The sequence below is a fragment of the Cognatilysobacter xinjiangensis genome, from assembly GCF_014651995.1.
Classification (GTDB): domain Bacteria; phylum Pseudomonadota; class Gammaproteobacteria; order Xanthomonadales; family Xanthomonadaceae; genus Cognatilysobacter; species Cognatilysobacter xinjiangensis.
This window is the reverse complement of the sequence record NZ_BMXY01000002.1, coordinates 147,480-173,515: the sequence shown is the minus strand read 5'-3', so window position 1 is coordinate 173,515 and position 26,036 is coordinate 147,480. Positions and strand designations below refer to the sequence as shown.

Below are 26,036 nucleotides of genomic sequence, written 5' to 3'. Positions count from 1 at the left end.
CGCCGCGCCCGCATCACGGCCTCATCCTCGCGACGCCCGGACGTGCATGCCGGGCCGTGATATGCAGCAGGCGGCTTAAACCGTCGGGCACTGCGCCGCATCCCTGCACGAACCGGATCCGCAGCCGCCCAATGACGACACGACGCAGCCCGCTCGCCCTCTCCCTCGCACTCGCGCTTCTTGCACTGGCGCCCCTCGCGCCCGCGCAGGAGGCCACGCAGATCCCGCACATCGAGGGCGGCATCGTCGTCGACGGCCTGCTCGACGAATCGGTCTGGTCGCAGGCCACCGTCATCGACCTGCCCTACGAGATCTCGCCTGCCGACAACACGCCGGCGCCGGTGCGCACCACCATGCGCATGGCGACGACGCGCGATGCGCTGTACATCGCGGTGCATGCCGCCGACCCGGACCCGTCGAAGATCCGCGCGCACCTCACCGACCGCGACAGCGCCTTCCGCGACGATTTCGTCGGCGTGATGCTGGACACCTTCGACGACCGCCGCCGCAACTACGAGTTCTTCGTCAATCCGCTCGGCGTGCAGATGGACCTCATCCGCGAGGAAGCCACCGGCAACGAGGACGATTCCTGGGACGGACTTTGGACCAGCGCCGGCCGCATCACCGCGGAAGGCTACGACGTCGAGATCCGCATCCCGTTCTCGACGCTGCGCTTCCGCGACGGCGAAGGCCCCAAGCGCTGGGGCGTGATCGCCTTCCGCGCCTATCCGCGCAGCGTCCGCCACCAGCTCGCCAACGTGACCGTGCCGCGCGGGGGCAACTGCCTGCTCTGCCATGCGTCGAAGTTCGAGGGCATGGAAGGCGTGCAGCAGGGCCGCAACCTGGAAGTGGTGCCCACGCTCACCATCACCGATGCGCAGTCGCGCGACCATCGCGGGGGCGAGTGGCGCGGCGACGGCGTGCGGATCGAGCCGGGCCTGGACGTGTCATGGGCACCCTCGCCCAACCTCACGCTCAACGCGACGATCAATCCCGACTTCTCGCAGGTCGAATCCGACCAGGCGCAGCTCGATCTCACCAGCAACTTCGCGCTGTACTTCCCGGAGAAGCGCCCCTTCTTCATGGAAGGCGCGGATTACTTCAACACGCCGTTCCAGGTGCTCTACACGCGCCAGATCGCCGACCCCGACTTCGGCCTGCGCGTGACCGGCCGCAGCGGCAGCGGCGCCTACGGCGCGTTCGTCGCGCGCGACGCCACCACGCAGCTGCTGCTGCCGGGCGTGCTCGGCTCGTCGTTCACCGTGCTCGACCAGACCTCCGACGTCGCCGTCGGCCGCTATCGCCACGACCTCGACGAGCACACCAGCGTCGGCGTCATCGCGACCGCGCGTCAGGGCGACGACTACAGCAATGGCGTGGCGGGCGTGGACACGCGCTGGCAGAAGGGCCGGCACACGGTGATCGCGCAGCTGCTGCGCAGCGATTCCGAATATCCGGCCGCGCTCGCCGACGACGTCGACGACACCAGCCCCGCCGGCAATGCCTGGCGCGCGTCCTACGACTACGAGACCCGCAACTGGTTCGCCTCGGCCTGGCACGAGCGGATCGACCCCGGCTTCCGCGCCGACCTCGGCTTCATCGGCCAGGTGGGTTACGAGAAATCGCTGGTCGGCGGCGCCTACAACTGGTTCTTCGACAAGGGCTCGAAGATCACGCGCGTGCAGTTCTATACCGACTTCGATATCACCCACCGTTACGACGGGCAGCTGCTCGAGCGCGAGCTGGAATCGAAAATCAGCGTCAACGGCCCGTGGCAGAGCAGTTTCGGAGTGCAGGGCATGACCCGCGAGCGCTACTGGAACGGCCAGCTGTTCGACGAGTCCTACGTCAACCTGTTCGGCAGCATGACGCCGAGCTCGGCGATGCAGGTGGGCGCGAACTTCCGCGTCGGCCCGCAGATCGACCTCGCGGCCTCGCGCCGTGGCCAGGGCCGTTACTTCGACATCTGGGGCAACTTCGCGTTCGGCCGCGGGCTCAGCGCCAACCTCGACCTGTTCCAGCAAAGCCTGCGCCGCGACGGCGGCACCGCCTTCGAGGCGACGGTGCTCGACGCGCGCATGGCCTGGCAGCTCGATCCGCGCCAGCGCCTGCGGATCGCCGTACAGGCCAGCAACGTCGACAAGGACCCGTCGCTCTACGACGAGCCGGTCAACCGCCACGGCCGCGATCTCGGCGCGCAGCTGGTCTACTCCTATCGCGTGAATCCGCGCACCGCGATCTATGCGGGCGGCACCGTCGGCGGGTTCCTCGACGACGAGAACCGCGAGCTGTTCGCCAGCACGCGCGGCGCGTTCGTCAAGCTGACCTACGGCTGGCAGCCCTGAGCGGGCCCCGCCCCGAGTAGTCCGCGAATCCCGGCCCCACGGCCGGGATTCGCGTATCGGGGACGCGCATTCCCGGCCTGCACCGCGCCTGTCCGTATCATGGCGCATGCAAAACGCCGCCGAATTCACCGATCTCCCGCTCGCGCCCGCCCTGTTCCAGGGGCTCGATGCCCTCGGGCACGTCCGCCTCACGCCGATCCAGGCGCGCGCCCTGCCGCCCGCGCTGCAAGGTCGCGACCTCATCGCACAGGCGCCGACCGGCAGCGGCAAGACCGTCGCGTTCGGCCTCGCGCTGCTGCAGCGGATCGAACTCGCGGGCAGCGGCGTGCAGGCGCTGGTGCTCTGCCCCACGCGCGAACTCGCCGACCAGGTCGCCAAGCAGCTGCGCAAGCTCGCCACGGGGCTGCCCAACCTCAAGCTGCTGACGCTCACCGGCGGCGTCTCGCTGGAACCGCAGCTCGCCTCGCTCGCGCATCCGCCGCACGTGGTAGTCGGCACGCCCGGCCGCGTGCAGGAACTGCTGCGCAAGAAGTCGCTGGATCTTCGCGGCGTGTCGGTTTTCGTACTCGACGAGGCCGACCGCATGTTCGACATGGGTTTCGAGGAGGCGATCCGCGAAATCGCCAAGGCGATGCCCAAGCAGCGTCAGAGCCTGTTGTTCTCCGCCACGTTCCCCGACGCCGTGCGCGAGGTCGCGCGCACCACGATGCGCGAGCCCGAGGAAGTCACGGTCGGGGGCGAGGCGCATGCGCCCGCGGTCACGCAGCGATTCTTCTCGGTCGAGCCGGCGCAGAAGCCCGCGGCGCTGGCGGGCCTGCTGATCGACGCCGCCGCCGACAGCGCCGTCGTGTTCTGCAACATGCGCCGCGACACCGAGGAAGTCGTCTCGTCGCTCACGCATCTGGGCTTTTCCGCGCTCGCGCTTCACGGCGACATGGAGCAGCGCGATCGCGAGGAGGCGCTGGTGCGCTTCGCCAACCGCAGTTGCAACGTGCTGGTGGCCAGCGACGTCGCCGCGCGCGGGCTCGACGTCGAGAGCCTCGACCTCGTCGTGAACTACGACGTTCCGAACGATGCCGACACCTACGTGCACCGCATCGGCCGCACCGGGCGCGCCGGGCGCGGCGGCACCGCGTTCACGCTGTGCACGCCGCGCGAGCAGCCCCGGCTGAAGGTGGTGGAGGACGCGCTCGGCCTGCGCATCGACCTGCAGCGCCCGCCGCTCGCGGCACTGCGCGGCCGCATCGGCCCGCGCGCGGCGATGGTGACGCTGCGCATCGACGGCGGCCGCACCGACAAGCTGCGCCCCGGCGACATCGTCGGCGCGCTCACCGGCGACGCGGGCCTCGCCGCCGACGCGATCGGCAAGATCGACGTGTTCGCCACGCGCAGCTTCGTCGCGATCCGCCGCGAGCAGGCCGACCGCGCGCTCGCACGCCTGCAGGAAGGCCGCATCAAGGCCCGGCGCTTCCGCGTCCGCAAGCTGTGAGCGACGCACCGCGCATCTGGGTGGATGCCGATGCCTGCCCGGGCCCCGTGCGCGACATCGTCGTACGCGCCGCCAACCGCGCGCAGGTGCAGGCGGTCTTCGTCGCCAACCAGTGGATCCGCCTGCCGACCTCGCCGTGGCTGCGTGCGATGCAGGTGGCCCAGGGCCCGGACGAAGCCGATAACGCGATCGCGTTCCAGCTCGCCGCCGGCGACCTCGTGGTGACCCAGGACATCCCGCTCGCCGCACGCGCGATCGAAGCGGGCGCTGCGGCGATGGATCCGCGCGGCGAGGTGCACACGCCGGACACCATCGCCCAGCGGCTGTCGATGCGGAACCTCATGGACGAGTTGCGCGGCGCCGGCGTGCAGACGGGCGGCCCGCCGGCGTTCCACGCACGTGATCGGCAGGCCTTCGCCGCCGGCCTCGACCGCTGGTTGGCGCGATTGCGCCGCTAGAGCCTGCTCAGGCCGCGAGCCGCGCGCCGGCGACGAAGATCAGCCACAGAAGCGGCAGGGCGGCGAGCGTCGCCATCGGCGAACGCTGCGGTGAAATGCCCATCTGCGCCATCAGGCTACCGGCGAACACGGCCGGAAACGCCTGCAACCCCAGCCATGCGCCATGGCCGCCGAGCAGTCCCAGCACCGCGGTGACCGCGGTGATGGAAGCGGCCATCAGCAGCGGCGACAGCGCCGCGCGGGCGGTGACGGGCTTGAGGTCGGCATCGAGAAAGCGCATGCGCCGAGGCTAGGTCGCACGGCGTGTAGTTCCGGTGACCGTGCACCGCCGCCGTCCTAGCCGAAGCGCGTCCAGAGCGACTCGAATTGGCCGGCGAAGACCCGGGCCAGGTACGGGTCGCTGCTCACCACGAGATTCTCGAAATTGCTGGTGCTGGCGGTCCGGGTCCAGTTGAAGCTGCCATTGGCGACCGTCGCCCCATCGAACACCGCGAACTTGTGGTGCATGTGGTACGGCGTCGCGTCGGTGCGCACCGCGACGCCGGCGGCCAGCAGCTCGTCGAGGTCACTGCCCGCGTCCAGCCGCTTGTCGTCGTCGCTGACGATACGGATCGCGACGCCGCGCCGGTGCGCGGCGAGGATCTCGCGGGTGATGCGATCGTCGGCGATGGTGAACACGCACGCATCCACCGAGCGCTTCGCACCGCCGAACAGCGCCTGCAGCTTGCGCAGGCACGCATCGCCCGGGGAGAAGAAAGCGGTCGTCTCGGCGATGGCGCCGACCGCGGCGACGTCCAGCGTCTTCACCACCTGCTCTAGCCAGCGCAGCACCTCAGCGGCGGCCGTCGGCGTGGCGAGCAGCGCCTCGCGGGCGATGTCGAACGCGCGGTTGCGCAGGAAGCGCAGCTGGTCGGCGGCGGCACGCGCGCCGATGTCGCGCAGCTCGACGCGTTCCTCGTTATCCAGGCGCGTGTCCGCCGAGGTCTCGCGAAGGACGCGGTCGAGCTCCTCCAGCGAGATCATGCGGCCGGAGCCGCGAGACGCCGCTGCACGTCGTCGCGCATGCGCGCGAGGTCCTGCTCGGCCTGGCGGCGCTTCTCCGCGCCCTCCCGATGGATCTGGCGCACGTCCTCGACCGTCTGGATCAGCTGCTCGTGCACGTGCTGCAGCGTCTCGATGTCGATGACGCCACGCTGGTTCGCCCGTGCCGTGGCCACGGAGTTCTCGCGCAGCAGGTCGGCGTTGCGGCGCATCAGTTCGTTCGTCGCATCGTCGATCGCGGTGGCCAGCTGGACGGCGCTCTTCTGCTCGTCGAGCGATAGCTGGATCGCGAAGCTGCGCTTCCAGGCCGGCACCGTGATGTCGCGCACCGAGGTGAACTTCTCGATCAGCTGCATCGAGTTGGCCTGGATCAGGCGGATCATCGGCAGCGTCTGCTCCGCGGCATGGCGCATGAGCTGCAGGTCGCTCACGCGCTTTTCGAGCAGGCGGATCGCCATCTCCAGCTCGCCGCGCCGCGCGCGTGCGGTCGCCTCGTCGGCGCCGTCCAGCCTCGCGCGCTCGGCCTCCAGCTCGCCCAGCCGCAGCTTGCCGGCGGCCACGTGCAGGCCGAGCTGGTGGCGCTCCTCGACCACGATGTCGTGCATGCGATCGAAGTCGCGCACGCGCTTGCCAAGATCGTCCTGCTGGCGCGAAAGGTCGCGCATGAGCTGGTCGATCTGCTGATTGGTGGTGCTGAACTTCTGCGCCAGCTCGCCGCGGACATCGCGCAGGCGGTCGATCAGCGGGCCGATCACCGGCAGCCTGGAGCGCCCGGCGAAATTGCTCAGGTTGAGCGTGCGCGCGATGCGCACCACCTCGCCCAGCTTGGCACCGGCCTCGTCGAGGTCCTTGTTGCGCACCTGGTCGAGCAGCTGGCTGGAGAACTGCGTCGTTCGCAGCGAGGCATCGCGACCGAAGCCCTGCAGGTCGGTGGGCGGCAAGGCGGCAAGCGTCGCGCGCAGCGTTTCGACGGTTTCCATATCGGCAGGCTGCAGATCGAGCGACTTCACGGTGGCCTCGTCGAGCACGACGGGCGCCGTGGCGAGGAGCTCGGGGGTCGGTGCGGTCATGTCGTGCTCTCCGGGCGGGACGAAGGGGATGCGGCGGCCTGCAATTCGTGCAGGCGATGGCCGAGGCTGGCGCGCAGCTCGGCGAGGCCCTGCGCCGCTTCGGCGTGGGCGCCCGCCGCCTCCGCGGCCAGTGCCTGCCGCCAAAGCGGGACGAGCAGGTCGCGGAGGTGTCGATGCTGGTCGAGTATGGCGAGCGCCGTCGCGCGGGCAAGCGCGAGCTGGCCCCGCGTGGTCAGCGCCGCGGCATGCAGGGCTTCGGCACGCCGCGCCTCGTTGGCCGCGGCTGCGTTCGTGGCTGCTGGCGGCATCGCGAGCCATGCGTCGATGGCGCGCAGGCTGTCGTCGAGGGCGCCGACGTGGGCCTCCACCGCCTCGGCATGAACGGCGCTGCGTTGCAGGTGCAGGCGCACGCGCCCGTCGACCGGATCGGGATGCGCGGCGCGTACGAGATCGCGCCCGAGCAGGCGGTCGATGAACCGGGGTGTCGAGACCGGAGCCTGCGGCGCCAGCGCGGCGAGCAGCGGCTGCAGCTCGGCGAGCAGATGCGTTGAGGGGCGGCGCTCCAGCAGCGCTGCCGCGGCTTCGAGCAGGCCGTCGATCAAACCATCCCGTGCCGGGGGCGCGTCGTCGCGATCCATCGATTCGCTCACGGCACCGGCGACGAGCCGAACTGTTCGAGCGCCCGATCCAGTGGCGCCTCGTCGGGCGTGGGACTGTGGGGCCCGCGCGCACCGGACTTCGGCGCCACGATGACAGGTCGAGCCACGGGTGCCTCGCGCAGCGACTCGGCGAGCTGCAGCAGCGCCGCACCCACGCGTGCCTGCTGGTCGTGCGTCGCGCGCAGGGCATCCAGCAACGGCGCGAGTGCGCCATGCAGCGCGGCAGGCATGCGATCGACCAGCCGATCGAGATCGGACGACGACGCCGGCTCGGATGACGCGTTCGCTGCCGGCGTCGTCTCGTCCCGGCGCTCGATGACGCGGCGCAGCGCATCGAGGATCTCCTCCCACGGCGCGGGCTCCGCGCTCGGTCTCGAGGCCGCCTTCTCCATCGCCTGCAGGCCGCCCGCGATGTCGGCCAGCTGCGCGACCACGCGTCCGCCGACGTCGGTCTCGTCCCCGCCCATGGATTTCTCCCGCAGGAAGTCGCGCTTGATCTGCGCCCAGCGCGCCGCGTCCTCGTCGCCGAGCAGGCCACGCAGCTCCTTGAGCTTGAGCAGGTTCTCCTCGGCACCCTGGGTGAGCAGTTGCGCTTCGCCAAGGTAGTGGTCGGAGATGAGCTGCTGCAGCTCGGCGTCGTTCATCACCGGCGAGATCTTCTCCGCCAGCTTGCCCATGTTGCGGTAGCTGCCCTGCAGCTTGAACGCCGGCTCGGTACGGTACTTGTCGGCCTGCGCCGCGCTCGCGATATACGCCTGGTTGACGCGGTAGACGACGTCGCGCACCGCGATGAGCTTCTGCAGCGTGGCGACGATCTCGTTGATCTCGGCAGCGCTGTAGGCGTGCGACAGCGCGTTCGTCGATACCTCCTTGCCCATCGCGCGGTTGATCAGCACGTAGAGATCGGCCATGTCGCGCGTGGCCAGCGGCGCGAGCACCGGATTGGAGGTCAGGCAGTTCTCGATGTAGCTGAGCAGGAACGTGTCTTCCATGCCGCCGAGCACGTCGCCGAGGTTGTAGATGTCGGCGCGGTTGGCCAGCATGTCCGGTATGCGGAAGACGTCGCCGGACTCGGTGTACGGGTTGCCCGCCATGACCACGCAGAACTTCTTGCCGCGCATGTCGTAGGTCTTCGTGCGGCCGCGCCAGACGCCCTCGATGCGGCGCGTGCCGTCGCACAGCGAGATGAACTTCTGCAGGAACTCCGGGTGAGTGTGCTGGATGTCGTCGACGTAGAGCATCACGCCGTTACCCATCTCCAGCGCGAGGTTGAGCTTCTCCAGCTCCTGCCGCGCGGTGGCATCCGGCGCCTGCGCAGGATCGACCGAGCGCACCTCGTGGCCCAGTGCGGGGCCGTTGATCTTCATGAAGATCAGGCCGAGACGGTCGGCCACGTACTCCATCAGCGTGGTCTTACCGTAGCCGGGCGGCGAGATCATCATCAGCAGGCCCATGAGGTCGCTGCGCTTGCCCTCGCCCACCGTGCCGATCTGCTTGGCGAGGTTGTCGCCGATCAGCGGCAGGTAGACCTCGTTGATGAGTCGGTTGCGCACGAACGAGGTCAGCGGGCGCGCCTGGAACTCGGACAGGCGCAGCGCCTCGCGCTCCCGCGCGGCGATCTCGTGCCGCAGCGACTGGTAACGCCGGTAGCCGGGCAGGAAGCGCTCGCGATGCGCGCGCAGCCGCGCGGGCAGGTCGTCGATCGACAACTGCAGCACGCCTGCGGCGATGCGCGGGTGCTCGCCGAGCAGGCCGTCGACGGCGACCAGCAGCGTCGCCGGATTGTCGCGCCAGGCCAGCACGTCGCGCGTGAGCAGCCAGGCCGCCGCTTCCGGCACGTAGGCACGCGACGCGGCGAGCGCCTCATCGCCGCAGACGGCATCGAGCCAATGCACGACGTGGTGCCAGCGCGCGCCGGGCCGGTGCTGGAACTGCAGGAGCGTGCGGTCGAATCCCTCCTTGAGCCCGGCGGCCTCGAGGCGCTTGGCCAGAGTCTCGCCGAGCTCACGCCCGTAGCGCGAAAGCACCATGCTGCCGTGGCCCGCTGCCAACTCGTCGACGAGGTAGCGCGCGGCATCGGCGGCGAGGGCGGCATCGAAGGGCAGGCCCGACGCTTCCGCGAACTCGACGAGACGACGCGTCATGTCCGCTTCGAGCGCGTCGAGGCTGGTGCGCGCGCCGAACAGGGCCTGCATGGCCTTGGCGCCAGTGGCGCGGCCGGCCCATTCGCGCACCTCGGGCTCGGCGGCGAGCGCCGCCAGCGCGAGCGCGGCGAAGGCGCGGGCCGCAGGTGCGTGCACCAGTTCGCCGGCGGCACCGCGCTGGGTCAGGAATGCGCGCAGGATGCGGGTGGCATCGGCGTCGTGGATGCCGCGCTCGTAGCCGTCCCGGTAGCGCGGCGCAGCGAAATCGCGCACCGCCCTGGCGAGTGCCTCGGGGTCGGCCGCAAGGTGCTGCAGCGCGTCACGCGACAGCCCGTCGGTGCCTGTCTCGGCGGCCGCCAGCACCTCACCGGCAAGGTATTCGCCGCGGTACATGGCCGGCGATTCGGATTCCAGCGAGACCTGCCAGTACTCCCTCAGCGCGTCGAGTTCCACGCTCTCGATCGGCTCCATGAAGTCGGTGCCGGTCAGGTGCAGCGCGAGTTGATCGCCGCGCGGCAGGATGGTCAGGTCCAGCGGCTGCGTATTGACGCTGAAGCGGTGCCGGCCAAGCTTGATGACGCTGCCGCCGCCTTCGAAGAGGTCGCTGCGGTCGCGCAGCGCGCGGATCGCCTGGTCGCGCGCGGCCTTGAGGCGGGCCTCGACGTCGTCGGCCTTGACGCTGTCCTTCAGCGCGCGAAGGCGCTCGGCGAGTTCGCGGATCTTGAGGATCAGCGCATCGCCGGCGAAGAACGCGTTGAGCTCGTCCGGGCTGGCGAACTTCTCGCAGCGCTTGCCGAGGCCTTCGAGGATGCGGCTGGCGGCGTCCAGCACGGCCTGGGCCTTGCGCTGGCGGTCGTCGAGCAGCGCCTGCTTGTGGCTCTCGAAGGCTTCGAGAAGCTCCTCGCGCTTGCCGAGGATGTCGCCGAGGAATTGCTCATGCTCGCCGAACTGGCTCTCGAGCTCTTCCAGCTGGACCATGAGCCGCGAAAGCTGCTCGTCTGCTTTTTCGGGGTCGGTCGCGAGGCCGAGCGCGCTGGTGATCGACTGGCCGAACAGCGTGAACTGCGCGGCGAACTGCGCGACCGCCTCGGCCGAGCCCAGCGACTTGCGGCGCTGCTCGGCGCGCGCACGTGCCTGGTTGAGGCGCGCGTAGATGCCGGCGATGGCGTCCACCACGCGCGTGCGCTCGGTCGCGTCCTCGACCTTGAGCCCGGCCATGAGCGCCGACAGCATGTCGAGGTCCGCCGACAAGGCCTTCAGGGCCGATAGCTGGTCGGCCAGCTGCTTCGCCGTCTGCGCCTGCTGCGCGGCGGCATCGAGCTCGTCGACACGGGTGGCGAAGGGCGCGAGCGCCGTCGGGCCGGCAAGGAACGTGCCCGTCGCCGCGCCGACGCGTGCGTGCGCCGTCTCGAGTTCCTCCGCCATCGCGTCGATCGCGGCGACATCGATGTAGCGGTAGTCGCGGATGGTCAGCAGGTGCCCGCGCAGGCGCGTGATCTCATTGAGCGCGTCGACGAAGTCCTGCACCTGCGTCCAGTTGTCGGGCGCAAGGCGCGACATCAGCGCCCTGTGTTCGGTCTGCGCGCGCGTGATCGCCTGGCCGGACTGGCGGCGGATGCCCTCGACCTTCTCGAACTCGTCGAGCACCGACTCACCCGTGGCGGCGATGTCCCGCAGCAACGTCACCGCGCCCTGGCAGTTCGCGTCGTCGAGCCAATGGTGGGCATCGAACAGGCGCCGGGTCTGCTGCGCGAGCCGCTGGTAGCGCGCGGCGGACACGTCGGAACGCTCGATCTCCCTCGCCAGCTCCAGCAGGTTCGAGATGCCGCGCACTAGCTCGGCATTGCCGAGACGCCCCATGAAACTCGTTCCCGGCGGCCGCGCAGCCGCCACTTCGTCGGAAACGAACGGTGTCTGCCAAACCTGCATGGGATGCACGCGGGTCGGCGCGTCGCCTTCGGCGTTGAACAGCACCATGCGGCCGTCCGGCAGTTCGGCGTGGCCGTGCCCGAACAACGGGTTCTGCAGGCGGCGCTGGATCATGTTGTAGACGAATAGCGCGGACCTGCCCGCCTCGTGCTCGTAGAACATGTAGAGCACGTCCTCGCCGTTCGGCGAGCGCAGCGCGCGCTGGAAGCACATGCCCTCCATCTGCGCATCGAATGCCTTGTACTCGCCGTTCTGCAGGTAGTAGCCACCGGGGAACAGCAACCCGTGGTCCTCCGGCAACTGCACGCAGGCCTGCACGATCGCGTCGCAGCGCAGCACCTTGCCGGTCAGCGTGTTGTAGATGAAGCCGCGCCAGTCCTGCTCGCGGTACGGCAGCACCTTCAGCAGGATCAGCGTGCCGAGTTTCGCGAAGTCGACGGTCGCGTCGTCCAGCGACTGCGTGGCGTCCTCGACCGGCTCCGAGTACAGGCCCTGCCCGGTCTCGGTGTTGTTCTCGACCTTGATGGTGAGATCCCCACCGGTCGTCTCGACGAAAAGCGTGTCGAGGATGTTGAGGTGCGGATGGCGGCCGCTGACCATGAGGTCGCGCGTGGCGCGCGTCCATTCGAAGTCGAACGGCGGCGGCAGCACCAGGTCGCGCTCGCCGCGTGCATCGATGTAGGTGACGTCACCCTGCGGCGACACGGCCCAGCGGAACACGCGGACGTCGGTGCTGCGCTCGCCGATCTGGAACGCCGCCAGCAGCTTGCCGCCGACGACGTCGAGCTGCAGCAGGCGAGCGTTCTTGTAGTACGCGTAGAGCTCGCCGAAATCGCGGACGAACTGCGCGTCGCCGAGGAAGCTGGTCGCGTGGTCGACGGTTTCGACGTCGAACCCGTCTGCGGTGGTCACGAGGCGGTAGAGCCCGAAGACGTCGGCGACGGAGGTCGTCGCCTTCAGCCCCATGAACACGTTGTAGCCGAACAGCAGAAGGTCGCCGACCGGCACGATGTCGCGCCCGATGCAGTTGTGCTCGGTACGGATGCGAAGCCGCCCGATGACCTCGAGCCGGCTGTCGCCGAACTCGACGAGGCGCTGCGCATTGAGCGCGTCGGCCACGGCACGCAGGCGCGTGCCCTGCTCGCTCAGGCGCCGGCGCAGCACCTCGTAGGCGCCGCCTTCGGCGACGGCACGGTCGACCGCGGATTCGGGCGTGCCCGACTGCACGGCGTCGGCAATGGCTTCGGACATGGGGTCGACCTTCTATTCCGTGTGCGAGCCGGGCGCCGCGCGGCGCCCGGCGGTTCCTGCTCAGACGGCGGGCTTCGCCGGCTCGGCGTCGACGGCATGCGCCGCGCGCTCGATCGCCGCCGCGATGGGCGTCGGGTCCGCCGCCGGAACCGGCACTTCAATGACGCGCTCGCGCGGCGTCGGCTTGGCCACGCCGAGGAAGCGCTCCATCAGGTCCTGCGCGATCGGGCTCTTGGCGGCGAAGCCCTCCACCGCCTTGCCCAGCGAAAGCGCCTTCGAGAAGCTCTCGAACAGGCCGCCGTCGCCGCCGACGAGATCGATGTTCGCGCCACGCAGCGCGGTCGCGATGACCTCGGCGTTCTCCTTGCTGACGTCGCGTCCCGCCTCGATCGCCGCGAGCGCCTGCTCGAGGTTCTTCTCGAGCACCATGCGGAACTCCTCGTGCGCACGCGCGGTGTCGTTGAGCTGCCCCAGCGCGTCGAAACGCTTGGTCAGGCCCTCGGCCTCCACGGCGAAGCGCTTGCCGAGCACGTCGGCCTCGGCGGTGCCGACCGCCTCCGTCGCACTGGCCTTCGCCAGGCCCATCTTCTGCTCGCCCTCGGCACGCGCGGCCAGCGTATCGGCGAGCACGCGGCTCTCGGCGCTGCCCTGCTTGTAGGTCGCCTCGGCCTTCGCTTCGGCCACGCGTGCCTCGGCGAGACCCACCTTCTCGATGGCCGTCGCACCGGCTTCGCGCACCTGCGCATCGGCCAGGCCCGGCGCCGCGCGCTCGGCCTTGATGCCTTCGGCCAGCAGGCGCTTGGCCTCGGCCTCGCGGTTCGCCGCCTCGAGTTCGGCCTGCGCGAGCGTGGTGCGCTCGACGGCACGATGCTTGGCGGCGGTCTCATCGGCTTCGGCTCGCTTCACGGCCTGCACCAGCGCTTCCTGTGCAGCGGCTTCGGCGGCGATCACGCGCGCCTGGCGCTCGCGCTCGGCTTCGGACACCACGCGCACTTCCTTGATCCGCTCCTCTTCCTGCGCGACCGTCTTGTCGATCGCGATGCGCTCGCGGGTGATGTTGGCGACATCCATCCTGCCGGTCTCGACGACCTTGTCGCGCTCGACGCCCTGCAACTGCACCTCGCGCTCGGTCGTGACCTTCTCCAGCGCACGCGCACGCTCCACGCGCTCGGCCTCGATGGCCACAGCGCGCTGGCGGTTCTGCTCCGCGACCTCGATCTCGCGCTGCTTGTTCTGGTCGCGGATCTGCAGCTTCTCCTCGGTTTCCAGGCGCGCCTGCTCGGCGATCAGGCGCTGCTCCTCCTGCGCCTTCTTCGCGGCGGCTTCCTCGCGGGCGCGGATCTCGGCGACCTCGCGGGCCTGGCGTGCCTCGGCCTCGGCGACCTGCTTCTCCATCGACAGCGAGGCTTCGCGCGCGGCGGTATTGCGCTTCTGGATCTCCAGCGTCGCGTTCTGCTCGAGGTCGTTCGTGCGGATGTTCTGCTCGGAGGTGATCAGCGTGATCTTCTTGATGCCCTCGGCATCGAGGATGTTGTTCGGATCGAGCAGGTGCTTGGGCGTCTGCTCCAGGTAGTCGATCGCGACGTCCTCGAGCGCGTAGCCGTTGAGGTCGCTGCCGATCACCTTGACGATCTCGTCGCGGAACTCGTCGCGCTTGTCGAACAGCTCGGTGAAGTCGAAGCGCTTGCCGACGGTCTTCAACGCCTCAGAGAACTTGGCGTTGAACAGCTCGTCCACCGCCGCGCGATCCGAAGCGCGGCTGGCGCCGATCGCCTTGGCGACGCGCAGCACGTCCTGCTGCGTCTCGTTGACACGCAGGTAGAAGGCCACCGAGATGTCGGCGCGGATGTTGTCCTTGCAGACCAGGCCTTCCTTGCCCTTGCGATCGACCTGCAGGCCGATCAGCGAGATCTGCATGTACTCGGCCTTGTACAGCACCGGGATGATCAGCCCGCCGGTGAAGCGCACCTTAGGCGTGCTGCTGAGGTCGTTGACGATCAGCGCAGTGCCCTGCTCGACCTTGACGTAGAAGGCCTTGAACAGGCCGAAGATGCCGAGGAGCACCACCAGCAGCGCGCCGGTGCCGACGATGAACGGCATGATCAGGGACATACTCATTGCGACCTCTCCTTGAGGTGTGGTGCTTACAGGCTGTTGAACTGCTCTTCGGCGATGACGCGGTAGGCATGCTGCGCATCGAGGTATTCGATGAGCACGACCCGGTCGCCACGCTTGAACCGGCCGGTGTCGTTGGAACGGATCTGCAGGATCAGGCCGGCGCCGCCGTCGTCGATCGTCGCCTGGCCGTACCGCGCGTCCACGGCAGGCGTGCTGACCGTGCCGACGCGACCGAGCAGGCCGGGCTCGACCGGCGGACGCAGCCTGAGGATCCAGCGGCTGACCGGGCGCAGCACCAGCGAGGTGGCGACGAGGCCGGGCACGAGCGCCAGCACATCGATCGCGATACCCAGCACGACGCGCAGCGAGGTGTGCAGATGGTCGAGCACCAGCAGCTGCACGTAATACGCGCAGAGCCAGCCGAAGAAGCTCAGCACGGTGGCGATCACCATCACCGGCACGCCCGCGAGCCCGAGGCGCGCGAGAATCGCGGCGACGTCACCGGCGTCGCCGTCGGCGGTCGGTGCGTCGGTCGCGTGTCCGTGGACCAGAGCGTCGGGGGCGTGGTGGTCGAACAGGCCGGTCGCGGCGAGCAGCCAGTAGATCAGGCAGACCGCCAGCAGCACGCTGTAGACGACGGTCGGGAACGTCAGGGCGGTGGCGAGGAAGGCATCCATTACGGCGTCCTGCGGGAATGTCGTGCGGGTTCGCTGTCGACGACGGGCGCGGCAGTCGCCTGGATGCGGGCGAGGATCGCGTCCAGTCGCGCGCGCTGGTCGAGCCCGGCGTCGTGCAGCTTGATGTCGAGCGCGTCGGCGCTCGGGATACCGGCCGACTCGATGTCGATCGGCGCGGCGCCATGCCTGCGGCGCGCGCGCATCAGCGAATCGATCGCCGTCCGCGGCGGCGGCACGCTGCCGCAGGCGCGACCCGCCACCGATTCCTGCGCGCGCTGCACCGTCTGCGCCGCATGCAGCACGTCGATCTGGTGGCGCAGGCGGCGCAGGTGACGCTCGCCCTGTTCGACCAGCGGAACCAGCTGCGCGATACAGGCATCGAGATGGGCGATGAGCGCGGCCTCGTCGTCGCGGGCAAGTTCGAGGCGATCGATCTCGCGCGCGACTTCGAGCGCGAGCGCGTCCTCGCCCGCCTGCAGCGCCGCGGCGGCCTGCGCTTCGCGCTGCAGGATGGTCGCGGCGTCGGCGTCGCGGCGCTCGCTGGCAGCCAGATGCCGGGCCTTGAGTTCGGCGAGCGACGCTCGCCACGTGCGCAGCTGGCCGTCGGCGAGCCGGATCTGCTCCTCCAGTGCACGGTCCGCCGCGTTGCCCGCGATCGCCTCGCCGATTTCGGAGAGCTGCTCGCGCACGCGCCCCACGAGTTTGCCGAGGCTGCTCATGCGGCGGCCTCCTCGAGCAGTTCGGGCCGCAGGAATGGCGTATAGGCGTCGGCGGCGTCGAGCACGTTCTCCGCGAGCGTCTCGATCTCGAACAGGATGTTGGCGAGGCTCGAATGGGTGTCGAGCGAGCCGAACATGATGTAGCAGGCCACGCCGCCGATCGGCTCGATGCCGAGCGTGCTGAGCGGCAGCAGCTTGTGGGTCCGAAGTGCGTGCGCGTTGAACCCTGCGGTGTCGAGCACGTCCTCCACCGGCCACATCAGCGCCTGCACTACGATCTGCTCGCCGCCGATCGCGACGAACACCGGCAGGTCACCGTAGTCGCGCATGACTAAGTGCAGGCTCGGCTCGGTGCCCTCGATGACCTCGAGCTCGATGCGACCGTCGACGATGGGCCGGGTTCCGCCGAGCGCCGCGCCCAGGGCGTGGACGGTCCAGCCCGGCCGGCTCGAGCGCTCCTCGTCGCTTCCCACGACGGCACCGCGCGGCTGGCGCAGCTGCTTCTCGACCGCGGTGAGTTCCGGGCTGCGCTCCGGTCGGATCCACACCTCCCGCTTGACGAGCCCGGCCTCGCGCATGCGCCGCCGGAACTCGCGAACGTATTCGGTGGAGCTGCGGGGGCGTTCGCCTTTCATGAAAGGCGACACTACCCTTACATGAAAGCCACGAACAGCGGTTCCCGCGGCCGATCCGACGAACGGCAGGCGTGGTCGTTCGGCGCGGCGGGCTTCGCGGCTTCGCAGCCCGCCGAGGAACGCCCGCACCGCGTCGACATCATCTCGCCACGCCGCGTGCAAGGCTCGAAGGCCCGAGCCGCGAGGACGCCATGGTCCGGAACCCGAGGACGATGATGATGTGCGGCCTGCTCGGCGTCGCGGGCGCGCTGATGCTGGGCGGGCGACTCCGGGCGCCGGCGGATGCAGGTCCCGATGACGTCGCCGCGCGGCTCGCGACGGGTGGCGCATGGCAGGGCAATGCCGACGCCATGCCCCGGCAGGCGCATGCGACGCAGGCGGAGTGGGTAGTCGACGATGCGGGGCGGGACGGCGTTCGCCATCCGCGCGGCCCGCGACCGTCGCGCGAGGCGCTGGCGCGGGAGGCGCGCTGACTAGACGCGCAGGTCCTTACCGCTCGGAAAGACGGCCGGCTCGGGGGCGGTCGCCTGCAGCAGCGATTCGAGCGCCTCGCGCAGGAGTTCCGCCGCCTGCGTATCGCCATCCTCGTCCTGCGTCAGCGCGATTTCGACGGCACGTCGCCACTGCGGTACCACGACGTCGCGCACGTGCGCATAGCGCGCGAGCAGCAGCTCGCCGTACTGGCGGACCAGCCGCATGTGCGCGGCGGCGATGTCCCAGGAACTGATCAGCAGCGTCAGGTGGTCGAGCCGCCGCGCCATCGCGTCAGCCTGGCGCGGCGCGGCGCCCACGGCGAAAGCGTCCATCGCGCCGCGCCCGCGCTCGGCGATCTCGGCGAGGCGCGCGCGCTGGCGACCGATATGCGCCACGGCCTCGGCCAGCTCGCGCCCGTGCGCCTCGACCTCGACGGCGCGGCGTTCGGCGAGGTGCAGGCGGATGCGGATGTGCTCGTAGGCCTGGCGCGCGCGTGCCTGTTGCGCGAGGTCGCGCCCCAGCAGGCGGCCGACGATGCCCGCGCGCAGCGGCGAGGCGCGGGACGCGGCGAGTTCGAGCGCCTGCACGATGCCGGCGAGTTCCTCCAGCAGGCCGGACGCGCTGCGACGTTCGATCAACGCGGAGACGCGATCGAGGTCGACCTCGCGGATGATCTCGCGATCGATGCGCCCGACCGGATCACCGTCGCCGCCTTCGTTTCCCGGTGGCGGCACCTGGAGCAGCTGGGACGTCACGAAGGCTCCTGGTTCGCGTGGCGTGCGGCGCGGCCGGCATCGGCTGCCCGCGTCGCCGGCTTCGGCGTGCATCCCGTAACGGCGCGCACGTTTCGAATGTATACACGATGACGCGCCGTGCGACCCGTGCGGCGCCCTCGCGGTCGCATCGCGCGCACGTCGAAGCCGCCGATCCGCGCGACACGCGCCATGCAGGCGTCCGGGGTTGGCATGACGCCGGGACGCATGCGCAGGTCAGACATCCGCCATCGCCTTCTGTACCGCGTCGATGCTCACCGGCTTGGTGAGATGCTGGTCGAAGCCCGCTTCGGCCGAGCGTCGCTTGTCCTCGTCGCCGCCCCAGCCGCTCACCGCGACGAGGCGCATGCGCGCGAGCCCCGGCAGGCGCCGCAGCGCGACCGCGAGCTCGTAGCCGTTCATGCCGGGCATGCCGATGTCGAGGAAGGCGATGTCGGGGCCGAAGTTGGCGGCCAGGCGCAGGCCGTCATGCGCGGAGAACGCGATGCAGGTGGCGTGGCCTTCGAGCTCCAGCATCATCGCCAGCGTGCTCGCGGCGTCCTGGTTGTCGTCGACCACCAGCACGCGGCGACGCATGCCCGTCGACGACAGCGCGTTCGCCGGCGTGTCGGCATCCGGCGCGTCGAACGACAGCGGCAGGCGCACGGTGAACGTGCTGCCGCGCCCCAGGCCCGCGCTGTCGGCGGTGATGCTGCCGCCGTGCATCTCCACGAGGCGACGCGCGAGCGCGAGCCCGATACCCAGCCCGCCCTGTGCGCGGTCGAGCGTGCGGTTGACCTGCGCGAACATGCCGAACACCTCGCCCAGCGCCTCGGGCGGAATGCCGAGGCCGGTATCGGTGACCGAAACGCAGGCCGCGGCCTCGCATTCGTAGACGCGCAGCGAGATCTCGCCGCCGTCGGGCGTGTATTTGGCCGCGTTGGTCAGCAGGTTGCCCATCACCTGGGCGATGCGCGTGGGATCGGCGTCGATCCACAGCGGCGCCTCCGGCAGCTCGACCGTGAGGCGATGGCGCGCGGATTCGACCACCGGTCGCGCCGATTCGATGGCGGCGAGCGCCGCGTCCTGCAGCGAGATGCGGTCGCGCTGCAGCACCACCTTGCCGCTGGTGATGCGCGACACGTCGAGCAGGTCGTCGATCAGCCGCACCATGTGCCCGAGCTGGCGCTCCATCATCTGCCGCGTGCGGCGCGCGGTCTCCGCGTCGTCGGTCAGGTTGAGCACGTGCAGGCCGGTGCGGATCGGCGACAGCGGGTTGCGCAGTTCGTGCGCGAGCGTGGCGAGGAATTCGTCCTTGCGACGATCGGCTTCGCGCAGCGCTTCCTCCGCCTCGCGGCGCTCGGTGACGTCCATCACCGCGCCGATGTAGCCGAGGAACTCGCTGCCGGCGCCGAAGCGCGGCCGCGCGGTGACATGCAGCCAGCGCCAGGCGCCGTCCCAGCGCAGGCCACGGTATTCCCAGGCGAAGGGCCGCTGCTCGCGCGCCGCCTCCTCGAAACCCGCCATGTAGGCCGGCACGTCGTCGGGATGCATGACGTCCTTCCAGCCTTCGCCGAGTTCGGCTTCCGGCAGGCGGCCGGTGAACTCGGTCCAGCGCCGGCTCACGTAGCTGCAGCGCCCGTCGGCCTCGCCCACCCAGATCATGATCGGCGCGGTGTCGGCCAGTTGCCGGAAGCGCACTTCCGATTCGCGCAGCGCGGCGATCGAACGGGCACGCTCGATCGCCGGCCACAGTCGCGCGACGACCTCGCGCAGCAATTGCACCTCGTCACTGCGCCAGTCGCGTGGCGCGGCGCCCCCCACCAGCAGGAAGCCGGCGAAGCGGCCTTCGATGACGTAGGGCATGGCCGCCAGCGCAAGCATGCCCGGCGGCAGTTGCGCGACGACCGCGGGCGCGGCGAGCGGATCGTTGCGCAGGTCGCGGATCGCCACCGCCTCGCCATTGGCGAGCAGGATGCCGAATTCGCTGGAGAAGAATTCGCGCGCGTCGTGGCCGCCCCCGCCGCGCGGCGCGCCGTCCGTCCATTCGTGCAGCCTGCGGACACGCGCCTGCTCGGTGTCGATGTCCGACAGCACGCAGCGCTGCAGACCCAGATGTCGGCCCAGCAGTGCGAGACCCGTCTCCGCGACCTCGTCGGCGCCCGCGGCGCGGGCGATGCACTGGTCGAGTTCGGCAAGCACCGCGGCGGCGCGCTCGGCGCGCTTGCGGTCGGTGATGTCGGTATGCGTCTGCATCACCGAATGCGGCTCGCCGGCGGCGTCGCGCGTGAGCACCCAGCGCGACTGGATGATGCGCGCCTCGCCATCCTGGCGGCGGTCGACGACCTCGCCCTCCCAGCGTTCGTCGCGGAGCAGCAGCGCGTCGAGTTCGCGCGGCGTCAGCGGCGCACGCGTGCCCAGCAGCTCCGCGGCGTCGCGGCCGACCGCCTGCTCGCGCGTGTAGCCGTACAGCCGTACCGAACCGTCGTTCCAGTAGGTGATGCGGCCGTCGAGGTCGCGGATCAGGATGGCATCGCTGGTGAGGTCGAGCAGCCGCGCCTGCTCGGCGAGGCGTCGCTCGTCGCGGCGATGCGCGGTGACGTCGGTGATCGTGCCGAGCATCGTCTTCGGCCGGCCATCGTCGTCGAACGAGGCGCGCCCGCGCGCCTGCAACCACAACACGCCGTCGGGACGGATGATGCGGAACTCGCTCTCGAACAGGCTGTGGTGCGCGAGCGCGTCGAGGAATGCCTGTCGCACGTGGTCGGCGTCATCGGGATGCAGCAGGCGCCGGATGCCCTCGCGCGTGGCCTCGACGAGGCGCGTGTCGAGGCCGGTGATGCGCCAGCATTCGGGCGAGAAGGTCAGCGCGTCGCTGCGCAGGTCGAATTTCCACAGGCCCGTGTCGGACGCCTCCAACGCGAGGCGCAGGCGTGCCTCGCTCGCCATCAGTGCGCGCTGCGCACGGCGCTCGTCGGCCACCACCGCGAGCACCAGCGTCGCCACGGTGCTGACGGCGACGAACATCTGCAGGTCGATGTAGCGCGCGTGCAGCCCGAGGCCGCCGAACTGGCCGAGCCCGAGCGTGGTGCCGGCCACGCCGAAGGCGGCGGTCACGAGGCAGGCGACCGTCGCACCGCGAAGGCGCAGCGAGAGCGCGGCCCAGATCAGCGGCATGAAGATGAGGAAGGTGTAGGCGCGCACGCCGTTGCCGAGGAACACGTGGCTGCAGATCAGCCCGAGCGTGGCGAGGCACGCGGTGAGCTCGAACCACCAGCGCAACGGCCGCTGCCAGCCGGCATTGGCCCAGGCGAGCACGAGCGTGCCGACGACCAGCACGCCGGTGAAGTCGCCGAGGAACCAGTGCGCCCACATCAGCACCGACGGCGTGCCGGCCGGGGACGCGAGGCCGATGGCGACGGCGCCGATCGTCGAGGCGATCGTCGAGGCCAGCGTCGCCGCGCCGACGAACACGACGAAATCGCGGAACGCCTCGAAGCGCGGGGCGAAGTGCAGGCGTCGCAGCACCCACCACGCGCCCAGCGCCGAGAGCATGTTGCCGACGGCCACGGTCGCGATGACCCACGAGGGCTGCGGCGACCCGCCGAACAGCGCCGCCAGCACGTAGCCCAGCACGATGGCCGGCGCATGCCGCGGCCCGGCCATCACCAGCACGGCGAGGGCCACGCCCGCGGCCGGCCAGGTCGGCGAGGCGATCCCCTGCGCCAGCGCCCAGCGCAGCCCGAACGCCGCCAGCAGCGCATAGGCGATGGTCAGCGCGAGCGTGACGGCCAAGGCGCGCCTCGCCTGCCGCGCGCCCGCCGCGGGCACGGTCGACGACACGGCGATCGGCGCGGAACTTTCGGCCACGTGGAGCCGCCCGAAGCGAGGATCGAATTACGGTAGCAGACGCGCAGCGCCCGCAAGCACGCAAAGTCGGCGCGACTGCGCAGCTTTAGAATGTGACCGATGGACATCTTCAAGGTTTTCACCCTCGAGGCGGCGCATCGCCTGCCGAACGTACCGCCGGGCCACAAGTGCTCGAGGCTGCACGGGCATTCGTTCCGTATCGAGATCCACGTCAGCGGCGAGCCCGGCCCCGAAACCGGCTGGATCATGGATTTCGGCGACCTCAAGGCGGCGTTCCGCCCGCTCTACGACCGGCTCGACCACCACTACCTCAACGACATCGAGGGGCTGGAGAACCCGACCAGCGAGCGCCTTTCGATCTGGATCTGGGAACGCCTGAAGCCGGCGCTGCCGCAGCTGTCCGAAGTCGTCGTCCACGAGACCTGCACCTCCGGCTGCCGCTACCGCGGCCCCTGACCCCTAACCGGCAAGCGGCCATAAAAACCAGGCGGATCAGGAGCTTGCGTACGGCCGCTCACCTACCTGAGGCGCTCCCAACGGCCGACGAGCGGTTGTTGCACCGCACCATCGACAGGCATATGCTGCGTTGCACCATCCACGCGGTTACGGCCATCCGGCCCAGGAGCCCCGCCATGTACGCACAGTTCAACGAGCAGTTCGCCGCGGCCACCCGTCAGTTCGCCGACACGGCCGCCCGCATCAACCGCCTTACCCTCGAAAGCGCCGAGGCCATCGTCGGCCTGCAGCTGGCCGCGATCGAGGAGCGCAGCTCCGCCACCTTCGCCTTCCTCGGCGAAGCCGCGCAGGTCCGCGACCTCGACGGCGCCAAGAACCTGCTGCCGCGTGGCGCGCAGGTCGCCCGCGAGAACATCGAGCGCACGCTGACCACGGGCCAAGACGTGCTCGGCCGCATCGCCAAGGTGCAGGAGTCGGTCGCGCAGATCGCCAAGGGCCAGTTCGACGCCGCCGCGCGCAGCGCGAACGACACCGTCAAGCAGGCGCAGGAGCAGTTCACGCAGGCCGCCAAGGGCGCTGCCGAGCAGGCCGCGAACGTGGCCACCGGCAAGGCCGCGAAGTAAGTTTCTCTCTCCAGTTCCGACTGGAACCGAACCCGGCAGCCCGCGCTGCCGGGTTTTTTTGTGCCTGCGCGCGAGTGCGCATCGAAGCTCGCGCTGCTGTCGCGTCGCGCAAAAGAAGAAGCCCCCGCCGATGGCGGGGGCTTCGATCCCGGACGTGGGGGCGTCAGAGCGGGATGGGGTGGTGCGCGTCGCTCGCGTCCGTCTTCGGCGGCTCGTCCATCTTGTCGCCGAGCAGGCGCCGCACGATCACGTAGAAGACCGGGATCAGCAGCAGGCCGAGGAAGGTCGCGAACAGCATGCCGCCGATGACGCCGGTGCCAATCGCGTGGCGCGCGTTGGCGCCCGCGCCGCTGGAGATCGCCAGCGGCAGCACGCCCATGATGAAGGCGAACGACGTCATCAGGATCGGACGAAGTCGCAGCTTCGCGGCCTCGGTCACGGCCTCGCGCAGCGTCTTGCCGGCCTGCCGTTCGGCGATCGCGAACTCGATGATCAGGATCGCGTTCTTGGCCGCGAGGCCGATCACCGTGATCAGGCCGATCTTGAAGTAGATGTCGTTCGGCAGGCCGCGCAGCAACGAGAAGATCACCGCGCCCAGCACGCCCAGCGGCACCACCAGCAGCACCGCCACAGGCACCGACCAGCTCTCGTACAGGGCGGCCAGGCAGAGGAACACCACCAGGATCGAGAGCACCATCAGCATGGTGGCCTGGTTGCCCGACAGGATTTCCTGGTAGCTCTGCCCGGTCCAGTCGAAGCCGATGCCCTCGGGCAGCTCGCCGGCGATGTCGCTGATCGCCGCCATCGCCTCGCCCGAGCTGTGGCCCGGCGCCTGCGAACCCACGATCTCCACCGCCGCGTAACCGTTGTAGCGCGTCAGCGACGGCGGCGCGGTGATCCAGTGGCCCTTGACCACATTCGACAGCGGGATCATCGGCGGCACCGCGGACTGCGAGCCGTCGGCCGCCGGCATGGTGCTCGGCGTGTACAGCCGGCCCAGCGCCTCAGGGCCGGCGCGGTATTCGCCCTCGGCCTGCATGTTGACGCGCTTGACGCGCCCCTGGTCGACGAAGTCGTTGACGTACACCGGCGCCAACAGCAGCTGGATCGCGCTGTAGATGTCGTTGACCGACAGGCCCATCGCTTGGGCCTGCACGCGGTCGACATCGAGGCGCAACTGCGGCGAGTCCTCCAGCGTGTTCGGGCGCACGCCCATCAACGCCGGGTTCTGCGCGGCCTTGCCCAGCAGCATGTTGCGGGCGTTGGTCAGTGCCTCGCGGCCGGCGCCGCTGCGGTCCTGCAGGTACATGTCGAAGCCGCCGAACGCGCCCAGGCCCTGCACCGTCGGCAGGTTGATCACGAAGATCTGCGCGTCGCGGATGCCCGCCAACTGCATGTTCGCGTTCTGGATGAACGTCGGCGCGTCGACCTCGCGCTCGTCCCAGGGCTTGAGCTTGATGAACGCCATGCCGACGTTCTCGCCCTGGCCGACGAAGCTGAAGCCGGCGACCTGCATCATGCCCTCGTAGCCCGGCTGCTTCTCCAGCGTGGCGCGCACGTCCTCGAACACGCGCTGCGTCCGGTTGAGCGTGGCGCCCGGCGGCAGCTGCACGATGGCCAGCGCATAGCCCTGGTCTTCCTCGGGCAGGAAGCTGCCCGGCATGCGCGTGAACAGGAAGCCGCAGAGCAGCGCCAGACCGACGAACACCGCCATCCAGCGCGGCGCATGCGAGATCGCGCTGCCGACGTGGCCGACGTAGGTACGGCTGACGCGGTCGTAGACCTTGTTGAAGCCGCGGAACACGAAGTTGGACTTGTGATGCTGGGTCGGCTTGAGCAGCGTCGCGCACAGCGCCGGCGTGAAGCCCAGCGCGAGGAACGCCGAGAAGCCCATCGCCATCGCGATGGTGATCGCGAACTGCTTGTAGATCTCGCCGGCGCTGCCGGCCTGGAACGCACTGGGGACGAACACCGCCGCCAGCACCACGGTGATCGCGATGACCGCGCCGCTGATCTGGCCCATCGCCTTGCGGGTCGCCTCCTTCGGCGACAGGCCCTCCTCGGTCATGATCCGCTCGACGTTCTCGATCACCACGATCGCGTCGTCGACCACGATGCCGATCGCCAGCACCATGCCGAACAGGCTGAGCTGGTTGATCGTGAAGCCGATGATGTACATGCCGAGGAACGTGCCCAGCAGCGCGACCGGGATCACCAGCGTCGGGATCAGCGTGGCGCGGAAGTTCTGCAGGAAGATCAGCATCACCAGGAAGACGAGCACGATCGCTTCGATCAGCGTCTTGACCACTTCCTCGACCGAGATCTTCACGAACGTCGAGCTGTCGTAGGGCGAGAACCAGGTGACGCCCTGCGGGAACGTCTGCTGCAACTCGTCCATGCGCTTGCGCACCGCTTCGGCGACGCCCAGTGCGTTCGCGCCCGGCGCCAGCTGGACGGCGAAGCCGCTCGCGGTGGTGCCGCTCCACTTGAGGTCGAAGCCGTAGGCCGATGCGCCCTTCTCGACGCGCGCCACGTCGCCCAGGCGCACCACGGTGCCGTCACTGTTGGCGCGCAGCACGATGTCGGCGAACTGCTCGGGCGTGCTGAAGCGCCCCTCGGCGGAAACGGTCGCGGTGAACGCCTGGTTCTCCGGCGCCGGCGCCGCGCCGATCTTGCCGGCCGCGAACTGCACGTTCTGGCCGCGCACGGCCTGCAGCACCTGGCTCGCCGAGAGCCCGTAGCCCTGCAGCTTTTCCGGGTTGAGCCAGATGTTCATGGCGTACTCGCCGCCGAACTGCTGGGTGCTGCCCACGCCCGGCACGCGCGAGATCTGGTCGAGCACGCGCGAGCCGATCAGGTCGCCCAGCGCGTCGCGGTCGATCGCGGGGTTCTCCGAACGCAGCGCCACCACCATCAGGAAGCCGGAGTTCGCGCGCGCGACGACCACGCCCTGCTGCACCACTTCGGTAGGCAGTCGCGGTGTCGCCAGCGCGACCTTGTTCTGCACCTGCACCTGAGCGATGTCCGGGTCGGTGCCCGGCTTGAACGTCAGCGACACCGACGCGCCGCCACTCGCGTTCGACGAGGAGCTGAAGTAGTCGAGGTTGTCGATGCCGGTCATCTGCTGCTCGATGACCTGCGTGACCGCGCGCTCGGTGGTCTCCGCGCTCGCGCCCGGGTAGGTCGCGGCGACGGTGACCTGCGTCGGCGCGATGTCCGGGTAGGACTCCACGCCGAGGTTGAGCGTGGCCAGCACGCCGCCCAGCACGATCAGGATCGCGATGACCCAGGCGAAGACCGGGTGGTTGATGAAGAAACGTGACATG

At 69.9% G+C, this 26,036-nt stretch carries 18 protein-coding genes; 6 read left to right on the top strand and 12 right to left on the bottom strand.

Annotated elements, in window-relative coordinates; translation table 11 throughout:
* Positions 1-131: 131 nt before the first annotated feature.
* The 3 genes from IE066_RS09270 to IE066_RS09260 all read left to right on the top strand — a co-directional run bounded on the left by IE066_RS09270 (position 132) and on the right by IE066_RS09260 (position 4,292).
* Entirely contained in the window at positions 132-2,345 is a 2,214-nt protein-coding gene (locus IE066_RS09270) for a carbohydrate binding family 9 domain-containing protein (protein WP_189449188.1), read from the top strand.
* Positions 2,346-2,451: 106 nt separating this feature from the next.
* The gene (gene dbpA / locus IE066_RS09265) at positions 2,452-3,834 is read left to right on the top strand and encodes an ATP-dependent RNA helicase DbpA (RefSeq protein WP_189449186.1); all 1,383 of its coding nucleotides are present in this window, start codon (positions 2,452-2,454) and stop codon (positions 3,832-3,834) included.
* On the top strand, positions 3,831-4,292 hold the full coding sequence (locus IE066_RS09260) for a YaiI/YqxD family protein (protein ID WP_189449184.1): 462 nt from the start codon (positions 3,831-3,833) through the stop codon (positions 4,290-4,292). The genes dbpA and IE066_RS09260 overlap by 4 nt, the downstream gene beginning before the upstream one ends.
* 7 nt (positions 4,293-4,299) lie before the next feature.
* Here IE066_RS09260 and IE066_RS09255 read toward each other — a convergent pair whose 3' ends face one another.
* From IE066_RS09255 to IE066_RS09215, 9 genes are read right to left on the bottom strand one after another with little or no spacing between them, the layout of a single operon-like run.
* On the bottom strand, positions 4,300-4,572 hold the full coding sequence (locus IE066_RS09255) for a hypothetical protein (RefSeq protein ID WP_189449182.1): 273 nt from the start codon (positions 4,570-4,572) through the stop codon (positions 4,300-4,302).
* Positions 4,573-4,628: 56 nt separating this feature from the next.
* A complete protein-coding gene (locus IE066_RS09250) occupies positions 4,629-5,315 on the bottom strand; it encodes a phospholipase D-like domain-containing protein (protein ID WP_189449181.1) in 687 nt (228 codons plus the stop codon).
* Positions 5,312-6,403, bottom strand: a complete 1,092-nt coding sequence (locus IE066_RS09245; protein WP_189449179.1) for a toxic anion resistance protein — start codon at positions 6,401-6,403, stop codon at positions 5,312-5,314. Before IE066_RS09245 ends, IE066_RS09250 begins: the two co-directional genes overlap by 4 nt.
* Positions 6,400-7,041, bottom strand: a complete 642-nt coding sequence (locus IE066_RS09240) for a hypothetical protein (RefSeq protein WP_189449177.1) — start codon at positions 7,039-7,041, stop codon at positions 6,400-6,402. The genes IE066_RS09245 and IE066_RS09240 overlap by 4 nt, the downstream gene beginning before the upstream one ends.
* An 8-nt stretch (positions 7,042-7,049) precedes the next feature.
* Positions 7,050-12,386, bottom strand: a complete 5,337-nt coding sequence (locus IE066_RS09235) for a DNA repair ATPase (protein WP_189449175.1) — start codon at positions 12,384-12,386, stop codon at positions 7,050-7,052.
* A 60-nt stretch (positions 12,387-12,446) separates the two neighbouring features.
* Positions 12,447-14,504, bottom strand: coding sequence for a flotillin family protein (locus IE066_RS09230; RefSeq protein WP_189449174.1), 2,058 nt, complete (start codon positions 14,502-14,504; stop codon positions 12,447-12,449).
* A 26-nt stretch (positions 14,505-14,530) separates the two neighbouring features.
* Positions 14,531-15,181: an OB-fold-containig protein gene (locus tag IE066_RS09225; protein WP_189449172.1), complete on the bottom strand. Its 651-nt coding sequence runs from the start codon at positions 15,179-15,181 to the stop codon at positions 14,531-14,533.
* Positions 15,181-15,900 carry a PspA/IM30 family protein gene (locus IE066_RS09220; protein ID WP_189449170.1) on the bottom strand — a complete coding sequence of 240 codons (720 nt, stop codon included), beginning with the start codon at positions 15,898-15,900 and terminating at the stop codon, positions 15,181-15,183. The genes IE066_RS09225 and IE066_RS09220 overlap by 1 nt, the downstream gene beginning before the upstream one ends.
* A complete protein-coding gene (locus IE066_RS09215) occupies positions 15,897-16,664 on the bottom strand; it encodes a YjfI family protein (protein ID WP_229790757.1) in 768 nt (255 codons plus the stop codon). The genes IE066_RS09220 and IE066_RS09215 overlap by 4 nt, the downstream gene beginning before the upstream one ends.
* A 62-nt stretch (positions 16,665-16,726) precedes the next feature.
* On the opposite strand from IE066_RS09215, the gene IE066_RS09210 reads away from it, so the two are divergent.
* Positions 16,727-17,008: a hypothetical protein gene (locus IE066_RS09210; protein WP_189449169.1), complete on the top strand. Its 282-nt coding sequence runs from the start codon at positions 16,727-16,729 to the stop codon at positions 17,006-17,008.
* Here the strand turns inward: IE066_RS09210 and IE066_RS09205 are convergent, their stop codons facing one another.
* Positions 17,009-17,764: a hypothetical protein gene (locus IE066_RS09205; RefSeq protein WP_189449168.1), complete on the bottom strand. Its 756-nt coding sequence runs from the start codon at positions 17,762-17,764 to the stop codon at positions 17,009-17,011. It lies immediately after the preceding gene.
* A 234-nt stretch (positions 17,765-17,998) separates the two neighbouring features.
* Positions 17,999-21,631, bottom strand: coding sequence for a PAS domain S-box protein (locus IE066_RS09200; RefSeq protein WP_189449167.1), 3,633 nt, complete (start codon positions 21,629-21,631; stop codon positions 17,999-18,001).
* A 99-nt stretch (positions 21,632-21,730) separates the two neighbouring features.
* On the opposite strand from IE066_RS09200, the gene queD reads away from it, so the two are divergent.
* Complete coding sequence (gene queD / locus IE066_RS09195; RefSeq protein WP_189449166.1) at positions 21,731-22,087, top strand: 6-carboxytetrahydropterin synthase QueD; 357 nt, start codon at positions 21,731-21,733, stop codon at positions 22,085-22,087.
* A 176-nt stretch (positions 22,088-22,263) separates the two neighbouring features.
* Positions 22,264-22,710, top strand: coding sequence for a phasin family protein (locus IE066_RS09190; RefSeq protein WP_189449165.1), 447 nt, complete (start codon positions 22,264-22,266; stop codon positions 22,708-22,710).
* A 163-nt stretch (positions 22,711-22,873) separates the two neighbouring features.
* On the opposite strand, the gene IE066_RS09185 is transcribed toward IE066_RS09190, so the two are convergent.
* On the bottom strand, positions 22,874-26,035 hold the full coding sequence (locus tag IE066_RS09185) for a multidrug efflux RND transporter permease subunit (protein ID WP_189449164.1): 3,162 nt from the start codon (positions 26,033-26,035) through the stop codon (positions 22,874-22,876).
* Between the last annotated feature and the right edge of the window lies 1 nt (position 26,036).

Coding starts and splice junctions, on each gene's coding strand:
- IE066_RS09270 (WP_189449188.1), top strand. CDS start 132: ATGACGACACGACGCAGCCCGCTCGCCCTCTCCCTCGCACTCGCGCTT.
- dbpA (WP_189449186.1), top strand. CDS start 2,452: ATGCAAAACGCCGCCGAATTCACCGATCTCCCGCTCGCGCCCGCCCTG.
- IE066_RS09255 (WP_189449182.1), bottom strand. CDS start 4,572: ATGCGCTTTCTCGATGCCGACCTCAAGCCCGTCACCGCCCGCGCGGCG.
- IE066_RS09250 (WP_189449181.1), bottom strand. CDS start 5,315: ATGATCTCGCTGGAGGAGCTCGACCGCGTCCTTCGCGAGACCTCGGCG.
- IE066_RS09245 (WP_189449179.1), bottom strand. CDS start 6,403: ATGACCGCACCGACCCCCGAGCTCCTCGCCACGGCGCCCGTCGTGCTC.
- IE066_RS09240 (WP_189449177.1), bottom strand. CDS start 7,041: ATGGATCGCGACGACGCGCCCCCGGCACGGGATGGTTTGATCGACGGC.
- IE066_RS09235 (WP_189449175.1), bottom strand. CDS start 12,386: ATGTCCGAAGCCATTGCCGACGCCGTGCAGTCGGGCACGCCCGAATCC.
- IE066_RS09230 (WP_189449174.1), bottom strand. CDS start 14,504: ATGAGTATGTCCCTGATCATGCCGTTCATCGTCGGCACCGGCGCGCTG.
- IE066_RS09225 (WP_189449172.1), bottom strand. CDS start 15,181: ATGGATGCCTTCCTCGCCACCGCCCTGACGTTCCCGACCGTCGTCTAC.
- IE066_RS09220 (WP_189449170.1), bottom strand. CDS start 15,900: ATGAGCAGCCTCGGCAAACTCGTGGGGCGCGTGCGCGAGCAGCTCTCC.
- IE066_RS09210 (WP_189449169.1), top strand. CDS start 16,727: ATGGTCCGGAACCCGAGGACGATGATGATGTGCGGCCTGCTCGGCGTC.
- queD (WP_189449166.1), top strand. CDS start 21,731: ATGGACATCTTCAAGGTTTTCACCCTCGAGGCGGCGCATCGCCTGCCG.
- IE066_RS09190 (WP_189449165.1), top strand. CDS start 22,264: ATGTACGCACAGTTCAACGAGCAGTTCGCCGCGGCCACCCGTCAGTTC.
- IE066_RS09185 (WP_189449164.1), bottom strand. CDS start 26,035: ATGTCACGTTTCTTCATCAACCACCCGGTCTTCGCCTGGGTCATCGCG.